17 protein-coding genes and 1 tRNA gene are annotated in these 22,121 nt (G+C 59.9%); 12 read left to right on the forward strand and 6 right to left on the reverse strand.

The genetic code is table 11. The features are described 5' to 3' along the window. Positions 1-79: 79 nt before the first annotated feature. Complete coding sequence (locus tag E0486_RS05485; protein ID WP_131851141.1) at positions 80-1,783, reverse strand: PAS domain S-box protein; 1,704 nt, start codon at positions 1,781-1,783, stop codon at positions 80-82. Positions 1,784-1,899: 116 nt separating this feature from the next. On the opposite strand from E0486_RS05485, the gene pncB reads away from it, so the two are divergent. After that, a complete protein-coding gene (gene pncB / locus E0486_RS05490; RefSeq protein ID WP_131851142.1) occupies positions 1,900-3,078 on the forward strand; it encodes a nicotinate phosphoribosyltransferase in 1,179 nt (392 codons plus the stop codon). Positions 3,079-3,088: 10 nt separating this feature from the next. Here the strand turns inward: pncB and E0486_RS05495 are convergent, their stop codons facing one another. The 3 genes from E0486_RS05495 to E0486_RS05505 form a co-directional block, all read right to left on the reverse strand. Further along, entirely contained in the window at positions 3,089-3,274 is a 186-nt protein-coding gene (locus E0486_RS05495; RefSeq protein ID WP_131851143.1) for a hypothetical protein, read from the reverse strand. Between the two features lie 144 nt (positions 3,275-3,418). Next, a complete protein-coding gene (locus E0486_RS05500; RefSeq protein WP_131851144.1) occupies positions 3,419-3,673 on the reverse strand; it encodes a WGxxGxxG family protein in 255 nt (84 codons plus the stop codon). Positions 3,674-3,854: 181 nt separating this feature from the next. Beyond that, a tRNA-Thr gene (locus E0486_RS05505) sits at positions 3,855-3,927 on the reverse strand. A 71-nt stretch (positions 3,928-3,998) separates the two neighbouring features. Between E0486_RS05505 and E0486_RS05510 the strand changes: the two genes are divergently transcribed. The 6 genes from E0486_RS05510 to E0486_RS05535 all read left to right on the forward strand — a co-directional run bounded on the left by E0486_RS05510 (position 3,999) and on the right by E0486_RS05535 (position 14,255). Continuing rightward, positions 3,999-5,144 carry a glycosyltransferase family 2 protein gene (locus E0486_RS05510; RefSeq protein WP_131851145.1) on the forward strand — a complete coding sequence of 382 codons (1,146 nt, stop codon included), beginning with the start codon at positions 3,999-4,001 and terminating at the stop codon, positions 5,142-5,144. A gap of 135 nt (positions 5,145-5,279) precedes the next feature. Beyond that, complete coding sequence (recG, locus tag E0486_RS05515; protein WP_131851146.1) at positions 5,280-7,364, forward strand: ATP-dependent DNA helicase RecG; 2,085 nt, start codon at positions 5,280-5,282, stop codon at positions 7,362-7,364. 58 nt (positions 7,365-7,422) lie between these two features. Continuing rightward, positions 7,423-10,977 (forward strand): DUF7948 domain-containing protein, encoded by a 3,555-nt coding sequence (locus E0486_RS05520; RefSeq protein WP_243697385.1) that lies wholly within the window; start codon positions 7,423-7,425, stop codon positions 10,975-10,977. 17 nt (positions 10,978-10,994) lie between these two features. Next, a complete protein-coding gene (locus E0486_RS05525; protein ID WP_131851147.1) occupies positions 10,995-12,035 on the forward strand; it encodes a PorP/SprF family type IX secretion system membrane protein in 1,041 nt (346 codons plus the stop codon). A gap of 135 nt (positions 12,036-12,170) precedes the next feature. Then, positions 12,171-13,583, forward strand: coding sequence for an FAD-binding oxidoreductase (locus tag E0486_RS05530; RefSeq protein ID WP_131851148.1), 1,413 nt, complete (start codon positions 12,171-12,173; stop codon positions 13,581-13,583). Between the two features lie 3 nt (positions 13,584-13,586). Next, positions 13,587-14,255 (forward strand): hypothetical protein, encoded by a 669-nt coding sequence (locus E0486_RS05535; protein WP_131851149.1) that lies wholly within the window; start codon positions 13,587-13,589, stop codon positions 14,253-14,255. Between the two features lie 176 nt (positions 14,256-14,431). Here the strand turns inward: E0486_RS05535 and E0486_RS05540 are convergent, their stop codons facing one another. Beyond that, positions 14,432-14,968, reverse strand: coding sequence for an LOG family protein (locus E0486_RS05540; protein ID WP_131851150.1), 537 nt, complete (start codon positions 14,966-14,968; stop codon positions 14,432-14,434). 88 nt (positions 14,969-15,056) lie between these two features. On the opposite strand from E0486_RS05540, the gene E0486_RS05545 reads away from it, so the two are divergent. From E0486_RS05545 to E0486_RS05565, 5 genes are all read left to right on the forward strand, one after another. Beyond that, positions 15,057-16,532 (forward strand): sodium:solute symporter, encoded by a 1,476-nt coding sequence (locus tag E0486_RS05545; RefSeq protein WP_131851151.1) that lies wholly within the window; start codon positions 15,057-15,059, stop codon positions 16,530-16,532. Continuing rightward, a complete protein-coding gene (locus tag E0486_RS05550) occupies positions 16,529-17,182 on the forward strand; it encodes an O-methyltransferase (protein WP_131851152.1) in 654 nt (217 codons plus the stop codon). Before E0486_RS05545 ends, E0486_RS05550 begins: the two co-directional genes overlap by 4 nt. Before the next feature lie 68 nt (positions 17,183-17,250). Next, positions 17,251-18,447, forward strand: a complete 1,197-nt coding sequence (locus tag E0486_RS05555) for a glucosaminidase domain-containing protein (protein ID WP_131851153.1) — start codon at positions 17,251-17,253, stop codon at positions 18,445-18,447. Continuing rightward, entirely contained in the window at positions 18,447-18,989 is a 543-nt protein-coding gene (gene hpt / locus E0486_RS05560; RefSeq protein WP_131851154.1) for a hypoxanthine phosphoribosyltransferase, read from the forward strand. The genes E0486_RS05555 and hpt overlap by 1 nt, the downstream gene beginning before the upstream one ends. A gap of 52 nt (positions 18,990-19,041) precedes the next feature. Beyond that, positions 19,042-20,781 (forward strand): vWA domain-containing protein, encoded by a 1,740-nt coding sequence (locus E0486_RS05565; RefSeq protein ID WP_165917202.1) that lies wholly within the window; start codon positions 19,042-19,044, stop codon positions 20,779-20,781. Between the two features lie 43 nt (positions 20,782-20,824). On the opposite strand, the gene E0486_RS05570 is transcribed toward E0486_RS05565, so the two are convergent. After that, positions 20,825-22,080, reverse strand: a protein-coding gene (locus E0486_RS05570; protein WP_131851156.1) for an IS3 family transposase whose coding sequence is annotated in 2 segments (ribosomal slippage) — positions 20,825-21,756 and positions 21,756-22,080 — 1,257 coding nt in all. Because the reading frame shifts where the segments join, the coding sequence is not laid out codon by codon here. Positions 22,081-22,121 lie beyond the last annotated feature (41 nt).

A 22,121-nucleotide genomic window follows, 5' to 3' on the forward strand; every position in this document is an offset into this window, starting at 1 on the left:
GCCCCATCGTTACGCTGGTGCTTCCCGGGTTGAAGACATGCGCCGCCGCACCGCGTAACTACCAACTGCAAACTTCAAACTACAAACTTTTACTCCCCGGCTGCTTTTCCGGCAGCACGATCTCGAACGTGGCGCCGCCGCCCTCCTGGCCCGAGGCGCGGATGCGGCCGTGGTGCGAGTCGACGATGCGCTTGACGATGGCCAGGCCGACGCCCGTGCCTTCGAACTTTTCGCGGGTATGAAGGCGCTGGAATACTTCGAAGATCCTGTCGGACTGGTCGGGGCGGAAGCCGATGCCGTTGTCGGAATAAAAGAGAACCCATTCGCGGCCCTGCTCGCCGTCGCGTTCTTCAGCCCGCAGCGTGATCTGCGGCGGGCGGCCGGGGTGCACGAACTTGAGCGAGTTGGCGATGAGGTTTTGAAACACCTGGCCCAGCTGCAGTGCGATGCCTTCCACGGTGGGCAGCGTCCCGATGTGGAAAGCCGCGTTCTTCTCGCCGATGGGAAGCTCCAGGTCTTCCAGGATGCGCTGCAGCAACTCGTTGAGGTCAACCGGTGCGAAGTCGAGCTCGCTGTGCGACAGGCGGGAAAAGGAAAGCAGGTCGTCGATGAGGCGCAGCATGCGGCGCGAGGAAGAAACGATATTGCCCAGGTAGCGTGCCGAGGCGGGGTCGATCGCGTTGCCCAGGTTCTCTTCGAGCATCTGGCTGAAGATCGAGATCTTCCGCACCGGCTCTTTGAGGTCGTGCGAAGCCACGGAGGCGAACTGCAGCAGGTCGTAGTTGCGCTGCTCGAGCTCGGCGGTGCGTTCCTGTACTTTTTCTTCCAGCAGGGCGAGGGCCTTTCGTTCGTGGTCGCGGAGCTGCTGCTGGTGGCGCAACTCCTCGGTGATGTCGCGGGCCACCGACAGCACGTGGGGCTTGCCGCGGAAGGGGAAGCGCGTGCCGTTGTATTGCACTTCGAAGTGCGATCCGTCGTGGCGGATGCGGGTGTTGCGGCCCGAATATTTTTCACCGGCGAGCGCCGTGTCGCGCAGCTTCGTGAAGTCGTTGGGGTTGGCGAAGAGGCGGCTCGCCGGCTGGCCGATGAGCTCTTCGTACGCATACCCGAAAATGCGGCAGGCCGAAGGGTTGGCTTCCACGATGATGCCGTTCTCGTCGTAGATGATCATCGAGTCGGAGCTTGCCTCGAAGATGCTGCGGTATTGGTCGCGCTCTTCCTGGAGGCTGCGTTCGATGCGTTTCTTTTCATCAAAGAGGCGGGCATTGCTCATGGCGATGGCGGCTTGCAGCGCCATGCCTTCGATGAGCTTTTCGGAGGCTTCCGTAAACACGCCCACGTCCTCATGGCCGAAGAAGAGGCCGCCGATAGCTTCTTTCGTAAACGGGTTGACCACGGGCACGGCCAGGTAGCTGCGCACGGGGAGGTGACCCTCCGGCATACCATGGTAGGGCGGGTTTTTGCCGTAGTGGGGTTCCTTGGTCACGTCGTCGTAGCGCACCGTACCCCTGGCGGTGAAAGTGGGCTCGAAGATGCGGGTGTTGCGGGGCATCGGGAAGCGCGAGAAGGCCTCGCGCGGAACGCCCGAAATGGTGTACAGCACGTACGACTCGCCGGCCTGGTTGACTACGTTGTAAAAGAACGCGCCGAATTGCGCGCCCGAAAGCTCGGTGCCGATGTCGGTTACACGTTGCACCACGGTCTCCAGCTCGATCTCGGAGGAAATGGTCCTGCCGGATTCGAGCAGCAGCTCAAAAATGGAATGAGGGACTCTTTGCTTCAAGGGGTTACGTTAAGGGAGGCTCGTTAATCCGCACTAAATTAGGGTACGGCGGCCAATCCGAAAGTTGGAAACTTCTAAGGGGCGCCTGCTGGCCCGCCTTTTTCAGCAGCCGGAACATGGTCACCCTGTCCTCCCTGCTCGATAACGATTTCTACAAGTTTACCATGCAGCAGTGCGTGTGCAAGCTCTTTCCGAGGGCCTGCGCGCGTTACCGCTTTATCAACCGCGGCGGCCACCAGTTTCCCGACGGCTTTGCCGAAGCCCTGCGTGCCTCCGTGGACGCCATGAGCGGCCTGCGTCTCAGCGCGGCCGAAAAGCAGTGGCTGGCCATCACCTGCCCCTACCTCGACCCCGTGTACCTCGACTTCCTGCAAGGGTATCGCTACGCCCCGTCGGAAGTACAGGTCACCCAAGCTGGCGGCGACGTGGAGGTGACGGTGGAAGGCTCCTGGTACCGAGCGATCCTCTGGGAGGTACCGCTGCTTTGCCTGATCGCCGAGAACTTTTATGCACTGGGTGGCGCGGCGCGCGAGCCCGACGGGGTGGTAGCCGAAAAGACCCGCCGCAAGATCGAAGCGTATGGCGAGCTGGGTGTGTCGATCGCTGAATTCGGCACGCGCCGCCGGCATTCCTACGCGGTGCAGGACCTGGTGGTGGCCACGCTGAAGCAGTATGGGAGCACTTTCGTTGGGAGCAGCAACGTGCACCTGGCCATGAAGCACGGTGTAAAGCCGATCGGCACGCACGCGCACGAATGGTTCATGTACCACGCCGCGCAATACGGCTTCCGGATGGCCAACACGATGGCGCTGGAGCATTGGGTGGACGTGTACCGAGGCGAGCTGGGTATCGCCCTCAGCGACACCTTCACCACCGAAGAATTTTACGAGGTGTTCGACCGCAAGTTTGCCCGCCTCTTCGACGGGGTGCGGCACGATAGCGGCGACCCGCTGCGCTTCGCCGACCGCACGATCGCGCACTACCAAGGCCTGGGCATCGATCCGCTGAGCAAGACGATCGTCTTCTCGGATGCGCTCAACCCGGAGAAAGTGCGGCGCATCGCGGAGCACTGCCGCGGGCGCATCCGGGGCTCCTTTGGCATCGGCACCAACTTCACCAATGACGTGGGCCTGACGCCCGTCAACATCGTGCTGAAGATGACCGCCGCCCGCCCCGCCAGCGCGGCCTGGACGCCCGTGGTCAAACTGTCCGACGAGCCTGGCAAGCACAGCGGCGATGAACGTCAGATCGGGCTGGCGAAGGAGATACTGGGGATAGGCCCTGAGGGTTTTTAAGGTTGTGTAGTCAGGCGTCCTGTGAGCGTTCTATTTCGGCTTTGAATGCATTCCGGGCCAGCTCCAGCTGGGCTTCGGTAAACTCACCGAAAGTGCTGGAGGAGCTGATCTTGCGGCTGGTCTCTTCGGGAACACCGATCTCGTCGAGGTATTCGCGCAGGTCTTGAATGGAAGGGAAGCGGAGGCTTGCTTTCATCTGGAATGCTTTGTTTGGTTTGTTACGTGTTTCCTTGAAGCAAAGGCTGTTCCAGAAGAAGGGACGTCCGTATTTCTACAGAAAGCGGGTTAACGAAAAGGCAGCGGTCTGACCGCTGCCTTTTTCTATTCCAGACGAATTGGATTACCGGTTGGGCGTCGTCGTTGTATGCACCACGTGGTTTTCCTTACGGTTGCGGCGCAGCAGGCCCAGTAAGCCCGCAAGGCCCAGCAGGCCCCACTTTCCGCCATCGCCGTCATCGTCGTCATGATCACGATCGGTATTGTGCGCCGTCGTGGTGGTTGTCGTGGAATTCTCCGTTGTTTGTGCCATTACCGGTGTGCCGCCGAGGAAAGCGCACACCGCCACTACGCTCACTGCCTTGAAGATTCTTTTCATATTGCTGATTTTGGGTTCTACGCCTTGTGAACAATTACCGTACCTATAGTGCCCAAACATCAAACATTCGGGGCGCCCGGAAGAGCTGCCGGCCGGCGCTGTACCTGCGTTTCCCCACTATAAACAAGCACGCGCTTGCTGAAATAAAAAGGACCTCAATTGCTTGAAGTCCTTTTTCCGGAGCCAACTATCAGATTCGAACTGACGACCTATTCATTACGAATGAATCGCTCTACCAGCTGAGCTAAGTTGGCGTGGGGAGTGCAAATGTAGGATTTTCCGTAAAAAATCCAAGTCCGTTCGGGGAAACTATCTTCGCGGGGCTATGGAATGGGCCGCCGCTTTATTTTGGTTCCTGCTGGGCGGGGTGTTTTTTGCCTACGTAGGCTACCCGCTGCTCCTGCTGGCGCTGACGGCCTTTCGCCGGCGCCGCGCTCTGCCCGTGCCCGAACAGTGGCCCGAGGTGACGCTGGTGGTGGCGGCCTACAACGAAGCGGCTATCCTCCCCGAAAAGATCCGCAACGCCCTTGCCCTGGAGTACCCCGCCGGGCGGCTGCACCTCCTCGTGGTGACCGACGGTTCTACCGATGGCAGCGCCGACCTGCTGGCACCCTTCCCTGCCGTGGAGGTACTGCACCAAGACCAGCGTCGCGGTAAGACCGCCGCGCTCAACCGGGCGCTTGCCACCGTGCGCACGCCGCTGGTGGTGCTTTCCGATGCCAATACCGAGCTCGCGCCTGGGGCGTTGAAGCTACTGCTCCGTCATTTTGAAAACGAGCGCGTGGGCGCCGTGGCGGGCGAAAAGCGGGTGCGCCACAGCTCCGGGATGGGTTTTGCCGAAGGCTGGTACTGGCATTACGAATCTTTTGTCAAGCGCCTCGACGCCCGCCTCTACAGCGTGGTGGGTGCTGCCGGCGAGCTCTTCGCCCTGCGCACGTCGCTCTTCCGGCCCATGCCCGAAGACACCCTGCTCGACGACCTGTTCCTGTCGCTCCACATTGGCCTGCAGGGCCGCCGCATTGCCTACGAGCCCGGCGCCTACGCCCTGGAAGCGCCCTCGGCCTCCCTCCGCGACGAGCAGACACGCAAGGTGCGTATTGCTGCCGGCGCTTTCCAGTTGCTGGAACGCCTGTCGTGGCGCAGCCTTCTCGGTCACCCGGTGCTGGCCTTCCAATTTGTCGCACGCCGCTGGCTGCGCTGGGTGTTCTGCCCGCCGGCGCTGCCGCTGCTGTTGCTGCTCAATGCAGCGCTGGCCCTGTGGCACGGGGCGCCGCTCTACGACTGGCTGTTGGGCGGACAGTTGCTGGCCTACACCCTGGCGGCCGCCGGCGCCGGGCTGCTGCGCCGCAACCGGGCATTCTTCCTCACCACGGTACCGTTCTATTTCCTATTCATGAACGCCTGCCTGCTGGCCGGCTGGTGGAAATACCGGAAGGGACGGCAAAGCGTTCTTTGGGAAAAAGCGCGGTAAATCGTTTAGGAGGTTTCGTAGAGTGAAGGGTTCAGACGATCAGCGCCCCAACCTCCCAAACCTTCTAAACCCAAAACCATTCTCTGCCGTAATTTTACGCGAAACACCCCCGCTATTCCCACCATCACGAACATACTGGCCAGCCCGATCGAGTATTTGAAGGGCGTGGGTCCGCATAAGGCCGACCTGCTCAAGAAGGAGCTGGGCATCTTTACGTTCGGCGACCTGTTGCATCATTTTCCCTATCGCCATATCGACAAGACGCGCTTCACACCCATCATCGACCTCAACCCGTCGATGGACTATGTGCAGGTGCGCGGCTTCCTGACCTTCAAGGAAACGACGGGAGAGAAAAGTGCCCGCCGACTGATGGCCTACCTGCGCGACGAAACGGGCACCATTGAGCTGACCTGGTTCAAGGGACTCAACTTCGTGGAAAAGATGCTCCGCGAGGGCGCGCGGTACACGGCTTTCGGCAAGCTGTCCTTTTTCATGGGCAAGCCGCAGCTGGTGCACCCCGAGATCGAATCGTTCAACCCGGAGGCGGTGCCCAACACGCTGGAGCCGGTATACAGCACCACGGAAAAGCTCAAAAGCCGCGGCCTCGGTGCGCGGCCCATCGGCAAGCTGGTGCAGGCGCTGCTCGACATCGTGCCGCCCGACGAACTTCCCGAAAACCTGCCCGACTACATCCTGGAGCAGGGCAAGCTGATGGGCCGCTACGCCGCCTACCGCGGCATCCACTTTCCGCGGCAGCCGAAGGAGTGCACGCTGGCCGTGCGGCGCCTCAAGTTCGAAGAGCTGTTCATCGCCCAGGTGCGCCTCGCCCGCACCCGCTCGGAGCGGCACCGCCACTCGCGCGGCGCCATCTTCGACCAGGTAGGCGAGCTGTTCAACACCTTCTACAAAGAGCACCTGCCCTTCGCCCTCACCGGCGCCCAGAAGCGCGTGCTGAAGGAGATCCGCACCGACACCGCCTCCGGCCACCAGATGAACCGGCTGCTACAGGGCGACGTGGGCTCGGGCAAGACCATCGTGGCCTTGCTGGCGATGCTGCTCGCCAACGACAACGGCTACCAGGCCTGCCTCATGGCACCCACCGAAATTCTCGCGCAGCAACACTTCAAAGGATTATCGGAACTGCTGGCGCCCATGGGACTTCCCATCCGTATTCTTACGGGAAGCACCAAGACCGCCGAAAGAAAAAAGATCCTCGGCGAACTGGCCGCCGGTTCGATACGTATCTTAATCGGAACCCATGCCCTCATCGAGGAAGTGGTGCAGTTTCAAAACCTTGGTCTGGCCATCGTGGACGAGCAGCACCGTTTCGGTGTGGCGCAGCGCGCCCGTCTCTGGAAAAAGGCGACGTTGCCGCCGCACGTGCTGGTGATGACGGCCACGCCGATCCCGCGTACCCTGGCGATGACAGCCTACGGCGACCTGGACTACAGCGTTATGGACGAACTGCCGCCGGGACGACTGCCCGTGCACACCGTGCACCGCCTCGACGACCAACGCTCGCGGGTGATGGAGTTCATCCGGTCGGAGCTGGAAAAGGGACGGCAGGCCTACGTCATCTTCCCGCTCATCGAAGAGAGTGAGAAGGTGGATTACGAAAGCCTGATGCAGGGTTACGAGAACGTGAAGGCCTACTTCCCCGAGCCGCGCTATTACATCAGCATGGTGCACGGCCGGCAGACGCCCGACGTGAAGGAGGCCAACATGCAACGTTTTGTGCAGGCCGACACTCATATCATGGTGAGCACCACGGTGATCGAGGTGGGGGTGAACGTGCCGAACGCCTCGGTGATGGTCATTGAAAGTGCGGAAAAATTTGGACTATCCCAATTGCACCAGCTACGCGGACGTGTTGGCCGCGGGGCCGAAAAAAGCTACTGCGTCCTGATGACGGGCCCCAAGTTGAGCAACGACGCGCGGGAGCGGATCAAGATCATGTGCGCCACGAACAGTGGTTTTGAAATTGCAGAAAAAGATCTGGAACTGAGAGGTCCGGGTGAAATTGAAGGGACACGGCAAAGTGGTTCGCTGAACTTTCGACTGGCAGATCTCGTCAAAGACAAAACCGTTCTCGACGCGGCGAAAAACTTTGCCGAGCAATTAGTGGACAAAGATCCTGAGCTGGAGTCGGCCGAACATGTGCGTTTGAAACAATACCTCTTGGCGCAGCTGGGTAAAACCCCGTGGAGTCGCATATCTTAACACTTTCGCGCACAACATTTTTTTAATATATTCAGTTTATCTTACGAGAGCTTTGAACGTGAAGACTACCATACTGTCCGCCCTTTGCCTGTTCGGTTCCCTGTTCACCATGGCCCAGCCGAATGCGCCGCTTTCGTTTACCGAGAATAAAGGCCAGTGGGACCCCGTTGTGCGCTACCGGGCCGAGGTCTCGGCCGGGGCCTTTTACCTCCGCTCTACCGGCTTTACCGTGGTACAGCAAGACCTGGCGGACCTGGTCAGGGTGCAGGATATGCTCCACCGCCGGGAAAAGAGCGACCAGGAATTTCCCGTGCGCAGCCATGCGTACAGTGCCGACTTCATCGGTGCCGGCAAGGCAGCCACTTTCCAAGCCGACAAGCCCCTGCCGGGCGTCAGCAACTACTTCATCGGCAACGACCCCGCGCAATGGGGGACCGGTTGCCGGGAGTACCAGGGCGTGACTGTGCGGGACCTCTATCCCAATATCGACCTGCGCTATTACTCCGAGAATGGCAAGCTCAAATACGACCTCATCGTGCGTCCCGGCGGCGACCCCGGCCAGATTGAGCTGCGCTACAGCCATACGGACGGCCTCTCGATCAAAGAGAAAGGCCTGCTCCAGATCGAAACCTCGGTGGGGGCCGTGCGCGAGCTGCCGCCCTATGCCTATCAATACACCGACGCCGGCCGCCAGACCGTTACCTGCAACTACCGCCTGAAGGACAGCACGCTGCGCTTCAACGTGCGCGCCTACGATTCCAGGAAGGTGTTGGTGATCGACCCGACGATCGTGTTCGCCTCGTTCGCCGGAAGCCATGCCAACAACTGGGGCTATACCGCTACCTATGGCCCCGATGGATCGTTCTTTGGCGGCGGTATCGTGTTCGGGCCGGGCTTTCCTACCTACCAGGGTTCCTACCAGCAGAACTTCGGCAACGGCTCTGTCGACATCGGCATCATCAAGCTGAGTCCCGACGGATCCAGTCGCGAATACGCCACCTACATCGGCGGCAGCGGCGACGAGCAGCCCCATAGCCTTTGGTGCGATCCCGCCGGCAACCTGATCATCGCCGGGCGCAGCAACTCCGCCAACTTTCCAAGCCTCGTCAGCAAAGGGCCCAATGGCAGCTTTGACCTCGTGGTCGTAAAGCTCAACGCCACGGGATCGGCACTGCTGGGGAGCATCCGCATGGGCGGTTCCGGTGATGACTGCGTGAACATCGACCCGTCGCACTCCGGCCCCCCGACCACCCTGAAGCACAACTACGGCGACGACGGCCGCAGCGAAGTCATTCTCGACGATGCCGGCAATATTTACGTGGCTTCCTGCTCCCGCGCCACGGGCTTCCCCGTAACCAACGGCAGCACGCTTTCCGGCGAGCAGGACGCGGTGGTGGTGAAGATCAACCCCGCCCTCAGCGACCTCGTATGGGCGACCTACCTCGGCGGCACCGGCCTCGACGGCGCCTACGTACTGTCGGTAGGCCCGATCAATGGAAACCTGTACGTGGGCGGCGGCACGACCAGCCCCACACTACCCGGCGCGAGCGGCACCATGGGCCCCGCCAATCACGGAGATGTGGACGGCTTTGTCACCGAATTCACCAATAGCGGCACCCTGCTACGCACCGCCTTTATCGGTACACCTGCGTACGACCAGATTTATGGACTCAAGATGGACCGCACCGGCATTCCCTATATCATGGGGCAAACGCTGGGTTCCTGGCAGAACGTCAACGCGGCCTACCACGTGGCCAATGCCCGTCAATTCATTGCCAAGCTGGAGCCCGATCTCTCCGGGTTCATCTATTCGATGGCCTTCGGAACCTCCAATGCTTCGGATGTGAACATATCGCCCACGGCCTTCCTCGTGGATCGCTGCGAAAACGTGTACGTATCGGGCTGGGGCGGCGCCGCCAGTGGCTTTACGTCCGTCGGTACGCTCGGCCTCCCGGTAACGTCCGACGCCGTGGTGATGACGCCGCCCTACAACTCGCCGGCGCAGACCGACGGCAAAGACTTTTACTTTTTCGTGCTGAAAAAGAACGCAACGCAGCAACTGTACGGCTCCTTCTTTGGGGAGAATTCGCCGAACGCTTTTCCGGATCACGTGGATGGCGGCACGAGCCGCTTCGACGCCAACGGCGTTATCTACCAGGCCACCTGCGCCAACTGTACCACGCCGCACCCGTACTGGCCGGCAACGCCCGGCGCCTGGGCCCAGCAGAACCCCGCCAACGGTTGCAACCTCGGCATGATCAAGATCGCACTCAACCTCGCCGGTCTTGCCGCCGGTGTGCAGTCGTCTATCGACGGCGTGGTGCGCGACACGGCCGGCTGCGTGCCGCTGACGGTGCAGTTCCGCGACACCGTGGCCAATGCCGTTACCTACGAATGGGACCTCAACGGCGACGGCGTGACCGACCAGACCACTACGCAGCCAAACATCCAGTATACCTACAATGCCGTAGGTTCGTACCGCGTGCGCCTGATCGCCGTGGATCCCAACAGCTGCAACGTGCGCGATACGTCGTATGTCAACATCCGCGTGGGCTCGCTGAAGGCAAAGCCCGACTTCGGTTTCCGAAAGCTCAATCCCTGCGACTCGCTGAAGTTTGAATTCACCAACCTGACGCCGCCGCAACCGAGCCGCCCGTTTACCAACAATACCTTCGTATGGCAGTTCCTGGATGAGAACAGCACCGAAACCCGCGGCCCCGGCCCCTTCTCCCACAGCTTCCCGCGCCCCGGCAGCTACCGCGTGCGGCTCACGATCGTTGATACTTCCTTCTGCAACGCCCCCGAATCGAAAGATACCGTGGTGAATGTAGCCGTGCTGGTGAAGGCCCGCTTCGAGACGCCCGCCACCGGCTGCGCACCGTACAACGCGGTGTTCACCAATACCTCGGAAGGTGGCCAGACCTTTACCTGGGACTTCGGCGACGGCACGACCTCTACGGCCCCCACGCCCCCGCCGCATTTCTATCCCAACCCCGGCACGTACACCATCCGCCTCACTGCCGTGGACTCGGGCACCTGCAACATCATTGACTCCACGAAGTTTGTGATCACGCTGTCGGACAAGCCGCAGGCCGGCATCGGCACGGTGAGCCCGCAGCCGCCGATCCCGAATTCGGCGCTGACGTTTGAGAACACGTCGTCCTCCGATGCCGTCAGCTTCAAGTGGCTCTACGGTGATGGCGACACGTTGCTCACCATCAGCCGCTTGCCTGTGCGCCACGAATACAATACAGCCGATTCTTTCGAAGTGCTGCTGATCGCCATCAACGCGAATGGCTGCCCCGACACTACGCGGCGCTGGGTGACCACCCTGGTGGAACCGGCAGTGGATGTGCCCAATGCCTTTACGCCGCTCAGCGGCGGCATCAACAGCATCGTGTATGCCCGCGGCTTCGGCATCGCCGACATGCACTTCACCATCTGGAACCGTTGGGGACAGAAAGTATTTGAAACGAATGACCGGCACCTTGGATGGGACGGCACGTACAAAGGCAAATTGCAGCCGATGGATGTGTATGCCTATACCCTGGAAGTGACCTTCGTGGATGGTAAGAAGGCCACCAAGAAAGGCGATATAACCCTAATCCGATAAAAGAAGAGGAGGAGACCATGAAGCGCATTCTGACCATATGGAGCACCCTGGTGCTGAGTGCCGGCGTTTCGCAGCTCGCGGGCGCGCAGGACCTGCATTTCTCGCAGTTCTTCAACTCGCCGCTGTCTACCAACCCGGCCAATACGGGCTTTATTCCCGATGGCGACTACCGGGTGGGTGTCAACTACCGCAACCAGTGGTCGAGCATCATGTCGGTACCGTATAAAACGATGAGCGCTTTCGGCGATGTGCAGATCGGGAAAGACCGCTTCCAGAACGGCTGGATCGGCCTCGGCGGTATGTTGCTGAAAGACGTGGCGGGATCGGGCAACCTGAGCTCCACCAAAGTGTACGGGGCCGTCGCTTACCACCAGATGCTCGGTTATTCAAGCCTGCTGAGCGCCGGCTTCAACATCGGCTATGCCAGCAAGCGGATCGACATGGCCGCTCTGAAATTTCCCGACCAGTTCGACGGGCACTTCTTCGATAGCAAGCTGCCTACCTCGGCCTTCCTCGACCGCACGAGCGTGGGGTATTTCGACCTGCAGGCCGGGCTCAACTACGCCTACTTTCCCACCAATAACATTTACGTCAACGGTGGCTTTTCGGTGATGCACATCAACCGACCGCGCGAATCGTTTTTTACCAACGACGCGGGCAACGTAGACAACCGCATCCCGATGCGCAACACCGCCTTCCTCAACGGCTCGTTCAAGCTGAACGACCAGTGGATCGTGAATCCCAATGTGTACGTGAGCACCCAGGCCGGCTCCTTCGAAGCCGTAGGCGGTGCCAACGCGCACTACAACCTCTCCGGCGATGGTGAGAAAGTGCTGGTGGGCGGCCTGTATTATCGCTACCAGGAAGCGCTCATCCCGGTGATCGGCCTCGGCCTCAACGACTACATCTTCAGCTTCAGCTACGACATCACGATGTCGCCGCTGAAAGCCTACAACGGCGCCCGCGGCGCCCTCGAATTCTCGCTGGTGAAGCAGGGCGTATTCGAGCATTACAGCTTCAACAGGAGACAGACGATCTGTCCGAGTTTCAAGAATTAAGTTTGTGGTTTGTAGTTTGTTGTTTGTGGTTGGCTTGCGCCTGCAAGTCTTTTTTTACATTTCCCTAACTACAAACCAGCAACTGCCAACTACAAACCAACGGCCTTAAGGCCGTTTCTTCCGACCTTTACCCCCATGGTAACTGCAGAATCGCCGGTGCTCCGGCAGCTCGATGCCTTTCGCCGGATCGTGGGCGCAGGCTTCGTATTCGTGGATCCCGAGGTGCTAGATGCGTATGCGTCCGACGAGACGGAAGACCTGCACTACCTTCCCGACGTGGTGCTGAAGCCGGGTACGCCCGAAGAGATCAGCCAGGTGCTCCGCATCTGCAGCGAGCAACGCATCCCGGTAACGCCGCGCGGCGCCGGCACCGGCCTCAGCGGGGGCGCACTGCCCCACCTGGGGGGCGTGGTATTATCGCTGGAACGCCTCAACCGCATCCTCGATATCGACGAGCGCAACCTGCAGGTGACCACCGAGCCGGGCGTGATCACCGAAGTGCTGCAGAATGCCGTGCGCGAGAAGGGCCTCTTTTACCCACCCGACCCGAGCAGCCGCGGCTCCTGCATGATCGGCGGCAACATCGCCGAGAACTCGGGCGGACCTAAGGCCGTCAAGTACGGCGTGGTGAAAGACTACGTGCTCAACCTCGAAGTGGTGCTGCCCTCGGGCGACATCATCTGGACCGGTGCCAACGTGCTTAAGAACGCCACCGGTTACAACCTCACGCAACTCATCGTCGGCTCCGAAGGCACGCTCGGCATCGTGACCAAGATCGTGCTCCGCCTCCTGCCGCACCCGCAGCACGACCTGCTGATGCTGGTGCCCTTCCGCTCGGCCGAGAACGCCTGCGCGGCGGTCAGCGCCATCTTCCGCGCCGGCTACACGCCCAGTGCCCTCGAGTTCATGGAGCGCGATGCGCTGGAGTGGGTGATGCGCTTTGTAGACAACAGCATCGTGCCGATCCAGGACGACGTGGTGGCCCACCTGCTCATCGAAGTGGACGGCAACGACATGGACGTGCTGATGAAAGACATGGAAGGCATCGCGACGCTGGTGCAGGAATTTGACTGCGGTGACATTCTCTTCGCCGACGACGCCCAGCAGAAAGCGGAGCTCTGGAAGCTGCGCCGCCGCGTGGGCGAGGCCGTCAAATCGAATTCCATCTATAAAGAGGAAGACACCGTGGTGCCGCGCGCCGAGCTGCCGCAACTGCTGGCAGGCGTGAAGGCCATCGGTAAAAAATACGGCTTCCACTCCGTTTGCTACGGCCACGCCGGCGACGGCAACCTGCACGTCAACATCATCAAGGGCGACCTGAGCGACGAAGCCTGGAATGGCTCGCTGAAGGAAGGCATCCGCGAGATCTTCGCACTGGTGAAGCGCCTCGGCGGCACCATCTCCGGCGAGCACGGCATCGGCCTCGTGCAGAAGGAATACCTGCCCATCGTGTTCAACGAGGTGCAGCTGGCGCTGATGCGCGGCATCAAGCAATTGTTTGACCCCAACGGCATCCTCAATGCCGGGAAAATTTTTGACCCCAAGTAGTATATGAAAAAGACCCTGTTCACACTTCTCGGCTGCGCGCTGCTGACTGCCGGCTTTGCGCAGCAAACCACCAATGTCGCCGCCGCCCCGCGCGATGACGCACATGGCTTTCGTAAAGACAAGCTGTTCACCGGCGGCTCGGTGTCGCTTGGCTTCGGCTCCGGCTACTTCCTCGGCGGCATCAACCCGGTGCTGGGCTACGAGCTCACCAGTTGGCTCGATGCCGGCATCGCCGTCAACTACACGTTCACGCAGCAACGCTACATCGGCACCGACAACTTCAACCGCGTGCTCGACGACAAGGCGCGCCAGAGCGTTTACGGTGGCGGCGTGTTCACGCGCATTTTCCCGGTCAACTTCCTGTTTGCGCAGGGGCAGATCGAGCACAACTTCATCAACTTCAAGTACTACCCGCCCAATGGCGGTACCGTGCTGAAAGACAACCGGCAGGCCACGAGCCTGCTAGTGGGCGCGGGCTATACCTCCGGCCGCGGCCAGGGCGGCCCCTATGGCTACCTCGCCGTGCTCTTCGATGTGATGAAGGATGAGAATTCGCCCTACCTGGACAATTATGGGCACATCCAGCCGCTCGTGCGTGCCGGCCTCAACATCCCGCTCTTCCGCGGCAGGCGCAACGCCGACTTCGACCGGGGCGGACCGCTCCGGAGGTAAGCCCGGCCCCCTGTCCCCCGAAGGGGGCACTTAGGTCAATCATACCTTCGTTTTCGACCAATACTTAGGTCGATAGCTAAAAAAGGCCCGGATCGCAAGCGATCCGGGCCTTTTTATACCCCTTCCTTCCGGGAAGGGGTAGGGGATGGGCCATGCCCCCTTTGGGGGACAGGGGGCTAGAGATACTGCTCGATCTCCCCGGGTGTTTGCAGCACGATCACCTGTTCTTCCACTTTGGTATAGAGGAAGCCTTCTTCCTGCATGGTGCGGAGGTGGGCGATGAGGTGGTCGTAGAAGCCACCGGTGTTAAGTAGGTAGACGCGTTTGTCGTGGATGGAAAGCTGGTTCCAGGTAAGAATTTCAAACAGCTCGTCGAGGGTGCCGAAGCCGCCGGGGAGGATGATGGCGGCGTCGCACATTTCGTAGAGGGTGCGCTTGCGCACGTGCATGTCTTCCACTACCACGAGCTCGGAGATGTCGGTGTGCTGGTGTTCCCACTGCGTGAGCACCTGGGGAATGACGCCGCGCACAGTGCCGCCGGCGGCCATCACAGCGTCGGCCGATGCGCCCATCAGGCCGTTGCGGCCGCCGCCGTAGATGAGGGTGATGCCGCGTTCGGCGAGGAGGGCGCCGAGGGCTTCGGCATCGGCGCGGAAGGCGGGGTTGTTGCCATATTTGGAGCCGCAAAAGATTGCTAGGGCCTGTATGCTCATGAAGGTGCTTTTGGCAAAAGGACGGCAAATTTCGCTAACTTCAAAAATTCGGGTGGTTATCTTGCACGCGAACACAAAAAGATAATGCATGTCGGCAACCTTGCTCTTCGGCCTCGTGATCGGCTATTTCGTGGTGCTGCTGTTCGTGGCCTGGCTTACCGGCCGTAAGTCCAACAACGAATCCTTTTTTATCGGCAACCGCAATTCCAACTGGATACTGGTGGCCTTCGGGATGATCGGTACGTCGCTGTCGGGCGTCACCTTTGTGAGCGTGCCCGGCGCGGTGGGGAAAGAGGGCTTTGCTTATTTCCAGATCGCCCTTGGCTACATTATTGGCTACGTCACCATTGCCTTTGTGCTGCTGCCGCTCTATTACCGGCTCAACGTAACGTCCATTTATAATTACCTGCAGCAGCGGCTCGGGTTTACTTCCTACAAAACAGGCGCGTCGTTCTTCATTCTCTCGCGCACGCTGGGTGCCACCGCACGTCTTTACCTCGTGGTAAAGATCCTGCAGGACGCTATCCTCAACCAGCTCCACGTACCCTTCTGGCTGACGACGCTGGTGATCCTGCTGATGATCCTGCTCTACACCTTCGAGGGCGGGGTGAAGACCATCGTTTATACCGATACGCTGCAGACCACTTTTATGCTCGCCGGCCTCGTAATCTGCACCATCTACATCTTCAACAACCTCGGGCTTGACTTCGGCGCCGGCCTCAAGGCGATGGGGGAGAAGGGCTACTCGCAAGTATTCTTTACCGAGCCGTCGAGTAAGCTGTTCTTCCTGAAGCAGATCCTTGCGGGCGCCTTTATCACCATCACCATGACCGGCATGGACCAGGAGATGATGCAGAAGAACATCTCCGTGCGCACGCTCCGCGACTCGCAGAAGAACATGCTCACCTTCGCCGGAGTGCTGACGCTGGTGCTGCTGCTGTTCCTGTTTCTCGGCGGCCTGCTCCACCTCTTCGCCACGGCCCGCGGCGTGGCTGCTACCGGCGATGAGCTCTTCCCGGCGGTGGCGCTGCAACACATGCCGGCGGCCATCTCCATCGTCTTCATCATCGCGCTCATCTCCGCACTCTTCCCCAGTGCCGACGGCGCCATTACCGCGCTGACCTCTTCCTTCTGTATCGATATCCTCGGCATCAAACGCAACCCGCGCCTCGATGAAAAAGCGCAGAAGCGTACCCGCCAGTTCGTGCACCTCACCTTTGCCGCGATCTTCCTCATCTGTGTGATGGTGTTTTACCAGGTCAACAGCAAAAGCATGATCGGTGTGATTCTGAAAATAGCGGCGTATACCTACGGACCGCTGCTGGGACTGTTCACCTTCGGGCTCGTAACGAAGCGCTCGGTCAATGATGCGTTGGTGCCTGTAGTGTGTCTCCTGGCGCCGGCGCTGTGCTACCTCGTGGACAGCCACCAGTCCGACTGGCTTGGCGGCTTCCAGATCGGCTCAGAACTGCTCATCCTCAACGGTCTTCTGGTGTTCATCGGCTTGCTGCTGCTGTCGAAGCCTGCCGGGGTGCAGAAGGTGCTAACAGCGGAGGCATCATGAAAGACGACATCAACTACGAAAAAGCGCACGACTATGCCGAGCGCTACACCTCGCCCGACGACGCAGTGCTGGAAGAAATAGCGGCATACACCGAAGCGAATCACCCGCACGCGCACATGCTGAGCGGGCACCTGCAAGGACGCTTCCTGGCCATGATGAGCAAGCTGCTGCGCCCGCGGCGAATCCTCGAGATCGGCACCTTTACCGGCTACAGCGCGCTCTGCCTTGCCGAAGGGTTGACGGAAGACGGCGAGTTGCATACCGTAGAGTTACGGGCCGACGATGCGGCCACCGCCCAGCAGTTTTTTGAAAAAAAATCGGTGAAAAATATACGCTTGCACATCGGTGAAGCGTTGGAAATCATCGGTGGTCTCGAGGAAACCTGGGATTTGGTTTTTATCGATGCCGACAAGGTTTCGTACACCGCTTATTTTAACGCCGTACTGCCCAAATTGCGGCCCGGAGGGGTTATTTTTGCGGACAACGTTCTTTTTCACGGCCAGGTGCTGGCCGATGAGATCAGGGGTAAAAACGCCAGGGCCATCCAGAAATTCAATGACTTTGTGCGCGACTGCCCCGATGTGGAACGGGTCCTGTTGCCGATACGCGACGGCCTCTTCCTCCTTCGAAAGAAAGACTCCCGGGAGTAGCTTCCCGGGCCAACCTAACCTATTCGATCCCGGTTTCGCAGAGCCGGGAGGACACTAAAAACCATCCGATGAAAAAGGGAAGCCTGTCGATCCTCCTCCTGTTGCTGTTGTGCGCCCCGACCTTCGCCCAGAACTCGCCCGCCGTGCGCGCCTACATCGACCGTTACCGCGATATCGCCATTGCCGAAGAGCTCCGCACCGGCGTGCCTGCCGCCATCACCCTGGCCCAGGGCATCCATGAATCGTCGGCTGGCAAGAGCGACCTCGTAACCCGCTCCAACAACCACTTCGGCATCAAATGCAAAACCGAATGGACCGGCGCCCGTGTGTACCACGACGACGACGCCCGCGGTGAATGCTTCCGCTCCTACGAGGCTCCCGAACAATCCTACCGCGACCATTCCGACTTTCTCAAGAACCGCTCGCCTTACCGCGCACTGTTCCAACTCGACCCTACCGACTTTGAAGGCTGGGCTTACGGTCTGAAAAAGGCCGGCTACGCCACCAACCCGAAATACCCGCAGATCCTCATCAAGATCATCCGCGACTACAACCTGCAGGACTACACGCTGATGGCCCTCGGCCGCAAGCCGAAGCCCGATGCCGATATGGCCGTGCTCAACAACAGTGGCTCCAACGACGCCCAGTTTACCGCACAGGTGCAGAGCACCGCGACCGTAGCACCGCCCAAAGCTTCGCGCTACCCGGCCGGTATCTTCCGCATCAACGAAACACCCGTGATCCACGTGCCGAAGGGCACCTCGTTCGTGGCTTTCGCCTCCCAGCAGGGTATTGCGCTGACCTACCTGTTTGATTTCAACGACATGAAGCCGCTTGATGTGGCCGATCGCGACATGCTCATCTTCCTGCAGCGCAAAAAGCGCAGCGGCGCCTCGGACCTGCACGTAGCCCAGGAAGGCGAAACGCTTTGGGAAGTGGCCCAGTCGGAAGGCGTGCGCATGGATGCGCTGCTCGAGTACAACGGCCTCGGTTACAACCGCGCTTTCGTGGCCGGTGAGCTTATCGCCCTTTCGGGCAAGGCTTCGAAGCCCGAATTCACCCCGGCCGCCGGCAGCGCTGCGTCAGCGGCACCCGCCACGCCGGTGGCTGCTCCCGAGTTCTTTATGCACAAGGTGCAGCCGAAGGAAACGCTGTTCTCGCTGGCAAAAAAATACGGGGTGCGCGTGGAAGATATCCAGCAATGGAATAACTTGCCGAGCTCCGGCCTGAAGGTCGGCCAGGAAGTACGCATCAAAAAAAGCTAATGGCACCAATCAAGCTGCACGACAAGACCTTCGATAGCTATCTTTCCGAAGACACCATCCAGACCCGCATCCGCGAGCTCGCCGCCCAGATCGACCGCGACTACGCCGGCAAGCGTCCCCTCTTCATCGGCATCCTCAACGGTGCCTTCATGTTCGCCGCCGACTTGTTCAAGAACCTGACGGTCGAGGCGGAGGTCTCCTTTATTAAACTGGCTTCCTACAGCGGCACCAAAAGCACCGGCCGCGTCATCACCGCCATCGGCCTCGACCAGGACCTCATCGGCCGCGATGTGATCGTGGTGGAAGACATCGTGGATACCGGCAAGACGCTGGCCGAATTCCTGCCCCAGCTGCAGCACAACCAACCGGCTTCGCTGCGCATCGCCACGCTGCTGCACAAGCCTGAAGCCACCCAGTTCGACCTCACGCTCGACTACGTAGGCTTTGCCATACCCAACAAGTTCGTCGTGGGCTACGGCCTTGATTACGACGGTATCGGCCGCAACCTGCGGGAAATTTACCAGTTGTCGGAAAACGCCTGAGTTTTCCGGCTATTGTTCGTATCTTCTGCTCCGATATCCAGTAAAGACCTTGTTGAGAAAAGCGCTGTCTATAGCCCTCACGTTGCTGCTATCTGTTTCCGCCACCGCCCAGAATAACTACTTCAAGGGCGAAGTGCGCGACGAGCAGGGCACGATCCTGCAGAATGTCAGCATCCTGCAGGCAGCTACCGGTTATTTCGCCTTCTCCGGTCCCGACGGCACCTTCGGCATCCTCTCCAAACAATCCCGCGACACGCTCGTTTTTTCGCTCGACGGTTACGAAAAGAAAGGGTTGCTGGCCGATGCGGCGCAGTTTCTCCATGTAACGCTCCGCAAAGCGCCGCGCATCCAGCTGCACCACCTCGCGTCGCACACGCCCAACCTACGTTTCGACCAGCAGCAGCAGTGGTTCAACGGCGACGAGACCTATGCCAGCACTGTCGAGAACGGGTTTGTGTCGACGCTGGAGTTTCCGAGCACCCGGCTCAGCCTCAACGTCGACCGCGCCTCTTACAGCAACGTGCGGCGCCTCATCACCGGCAAGTCGGCCGTGCCCCCCGAGGCAGTACGGATCGAGGAACTGCTCAACTATTTCAACTTCGATTACCGCGAGCCCGCACCCGGCGCCAACTTCGACATTGAGCCGGTGCTGAGCACCTGCCCCTGGAACGAAGGCAACTGGCTGCTGCTGGCCCATATCCGCTCGCGGAAGCTCCCGCTGGCGCACCTGCCGCCGAGCAACCTCGTTTTCCTGGTGGATGTGTCCGCCTCGATGGATGCACCCAACCGCCTGCCCCTGCTGAAGGCCGGCTTTAAGGGCCTGGTGCAGAACCTGCGGTCGGTCGACACGGTATCGATCGTGGTCTATGGAGGTTCGGTGGAAGTATACCTGCGGCCCACCGGCGGCGACCGCAAGGCCGAGATCATCCGCGCCATCGACGCCCTCGAAACCGGCGGCACGACACCGGGCGCCTCTGGGGTGCGGCTGGCCTACCAGCTCGCCCGCGAGCACTTTCTCCCCCGCGGCAACAACCGCGTCATTCTCGCCACCGATGGCGACTTCAACGTGGGTCTCCGGTCGGAGCACGAGCTCGAAGACCTGATTTCGGAGGAGCGCAACTCGGGGGTATACCTGACCTGCCTGGGCGTGGGCATGGGCAACTACAAAGACTCGAAGATCCAGGCGCTGGCGCAGAAGGGCAACGGCAACTTCGCCTATATCGACAACTTCAGCGAGGCGCAAAAAGTGCTGGTGAAGGAATTCACCGGGACGCTCTACTCGGTGGGCGACGATGCGTCGCTGCAGGTGCGGTTCGATCCGTCGGTAGTGAAGCGGTATCGCCTCATTGGTTTCGACAACAAGGTAGGCGCCATGAAAGACACGTCGGCTGCGATCGAAGGCGGTGAGGTGGGCTCCGGCTCATCGCTGCTGGTGGCCTACGAGATCGAGCCGCTGCGCCCCGATGCCGCGCCGGGCTACAGCGCCCGCTTCTCACTCCACTACCGCGAGCCTGGTGCGCTGCTGCCCTGTACCGATCACCTGGTGCCCGCCCTGCAGCTGCAGCCCTTCGCCAGCCTCGCAAGACCCTATCGCTTTGCCTCGGCCGTGATCCTTTTCGGCTCCTTGCTCAAAGAATCCAGGTATGTCCGGGAGAAAAGCTGGAGCGAGATCCTGCCGCTCGCACAAAGCAGCGCCGATCCTGAAGACGCCCTGCAAAAGGAGTTCGTCCAGATCGTGGAAAAAGCAAAGGCGATCTACACATCGAAGAAGAGAAAGAAATCGGCACCCTAAAGAAATGTCGGATGTCGGATGGCTGATGTCTGATTGACCCGTCCTAGAATAAGTTGACGGTTTTTAGATTGTTTTTAGATCCCTGGTTGCTGATTGCTTCCAGGGATTTTTCATGGATAAAGTTCGGGGTTTTGTAGTGTAGGCTGAGGTGCGGTCTCTGGGTGTTGTAGATGTGGATGGATTGGGCCACTACTGTTCGCAGGCTTTGCAGATCGGGACAAGGTGTGAGCAGGAACTCGTCTTTGAGGATCCCGTTGATGCGTTCCGCCAGCGCGTTTTGATAGCAATCTCCTCCCTGCGTCATCGAGCAGAGCACGTTGCCGCTCTGTAATACTTCCTGATATGGTGCTGCGCAATATTGAATACCGCGATCGGAGTGGTGGATTAGCGGAAGGTTCGCTTTTCGCTGTTTCAAGGCCGTTTTCAGGGCACAGGCAACACCTTCTGTTGCCAGGCTATCGGATACGAAGTGCCCTACAATCTTGCGCGAGTAGGCGTCGGTGATCAGCGACAGGTAGGCGGTATTTTCCTTGGTTGTGACGTAAGTGATGTCGGCCACCCAGAGTTGTTCCGGACGCGTCAGCTCCAGGCCTTCGGTGCGGTTGGGATGCTTGCGCAACCAGTGTTTGGAGTTTGTCGTTTTCGTATAGCACTTACGCGGTTGCACCAACAGGTGCTCGCCCCGCAGGTAGTCGAACAGGGCGTCGCGCCCCAGCTTCAAGCCCCGGGTCTTTAGTTCGGGGGCAAGCAGGTAATGAAGCTTGCGGGTACCAAGACGGGGCATGAGCTGTCGCTTTTCCTGCACCAGGTGGCGTACAGGCGCCAGCCGAAGGGCGCGCACTTCATTGCGGCTGCGCTGCTGGTAAAAGGCTTGCCGTGAGATGCCAAGCAGCCTGCAGGCGCGGCTCAGGCTCAGCCGTCCTTGCGTTTGGAGGGTTTGGGCAGCTTGGCGCGCAACTTTTTTGGCAACACGATTCCGAACTGCTTTTCCGCTACCTCGATGGTGGTTTCCAGCAGCAGGTTCTTGTCGCGCTCCCATTGAAGTGCAGCTTCCAGTTCTTTGATGCGCTGCTCCGGGGTCTTTTCTGCTTTTTCCATACGCGAACGGGTTTTCCACTGTAAGGTACCCAGTTTGCGTAGCCAGACCAACACCGTTGTCTTGCCTTGAATTCCGTAATGACGCTGGGCCTGCAGGTAGGTAAACTCCCCTTTCTCGATCTGGGCAACTACCTGCAATTTGAAGGATAGTGTATAATCCTTCTGACTCTTCCGTTTCCTTGACTGTCCTGATGTTGACATACATAAGTCTCAGATGTGTCAACTTATTTTAGGACGGGGCA

Origin of the sequence: Flaviaesturariibacter aridisoli (assembly GCF_004343705.1) — a bacterium.
GTDB classification, from domain to species: domain Bacteria; phylum Bacteroidota; class Bacteroidia; order Chitinophagales; family Chitinophagaceae; genus Flavisolibacter; species Flavisolibacter aridisoli.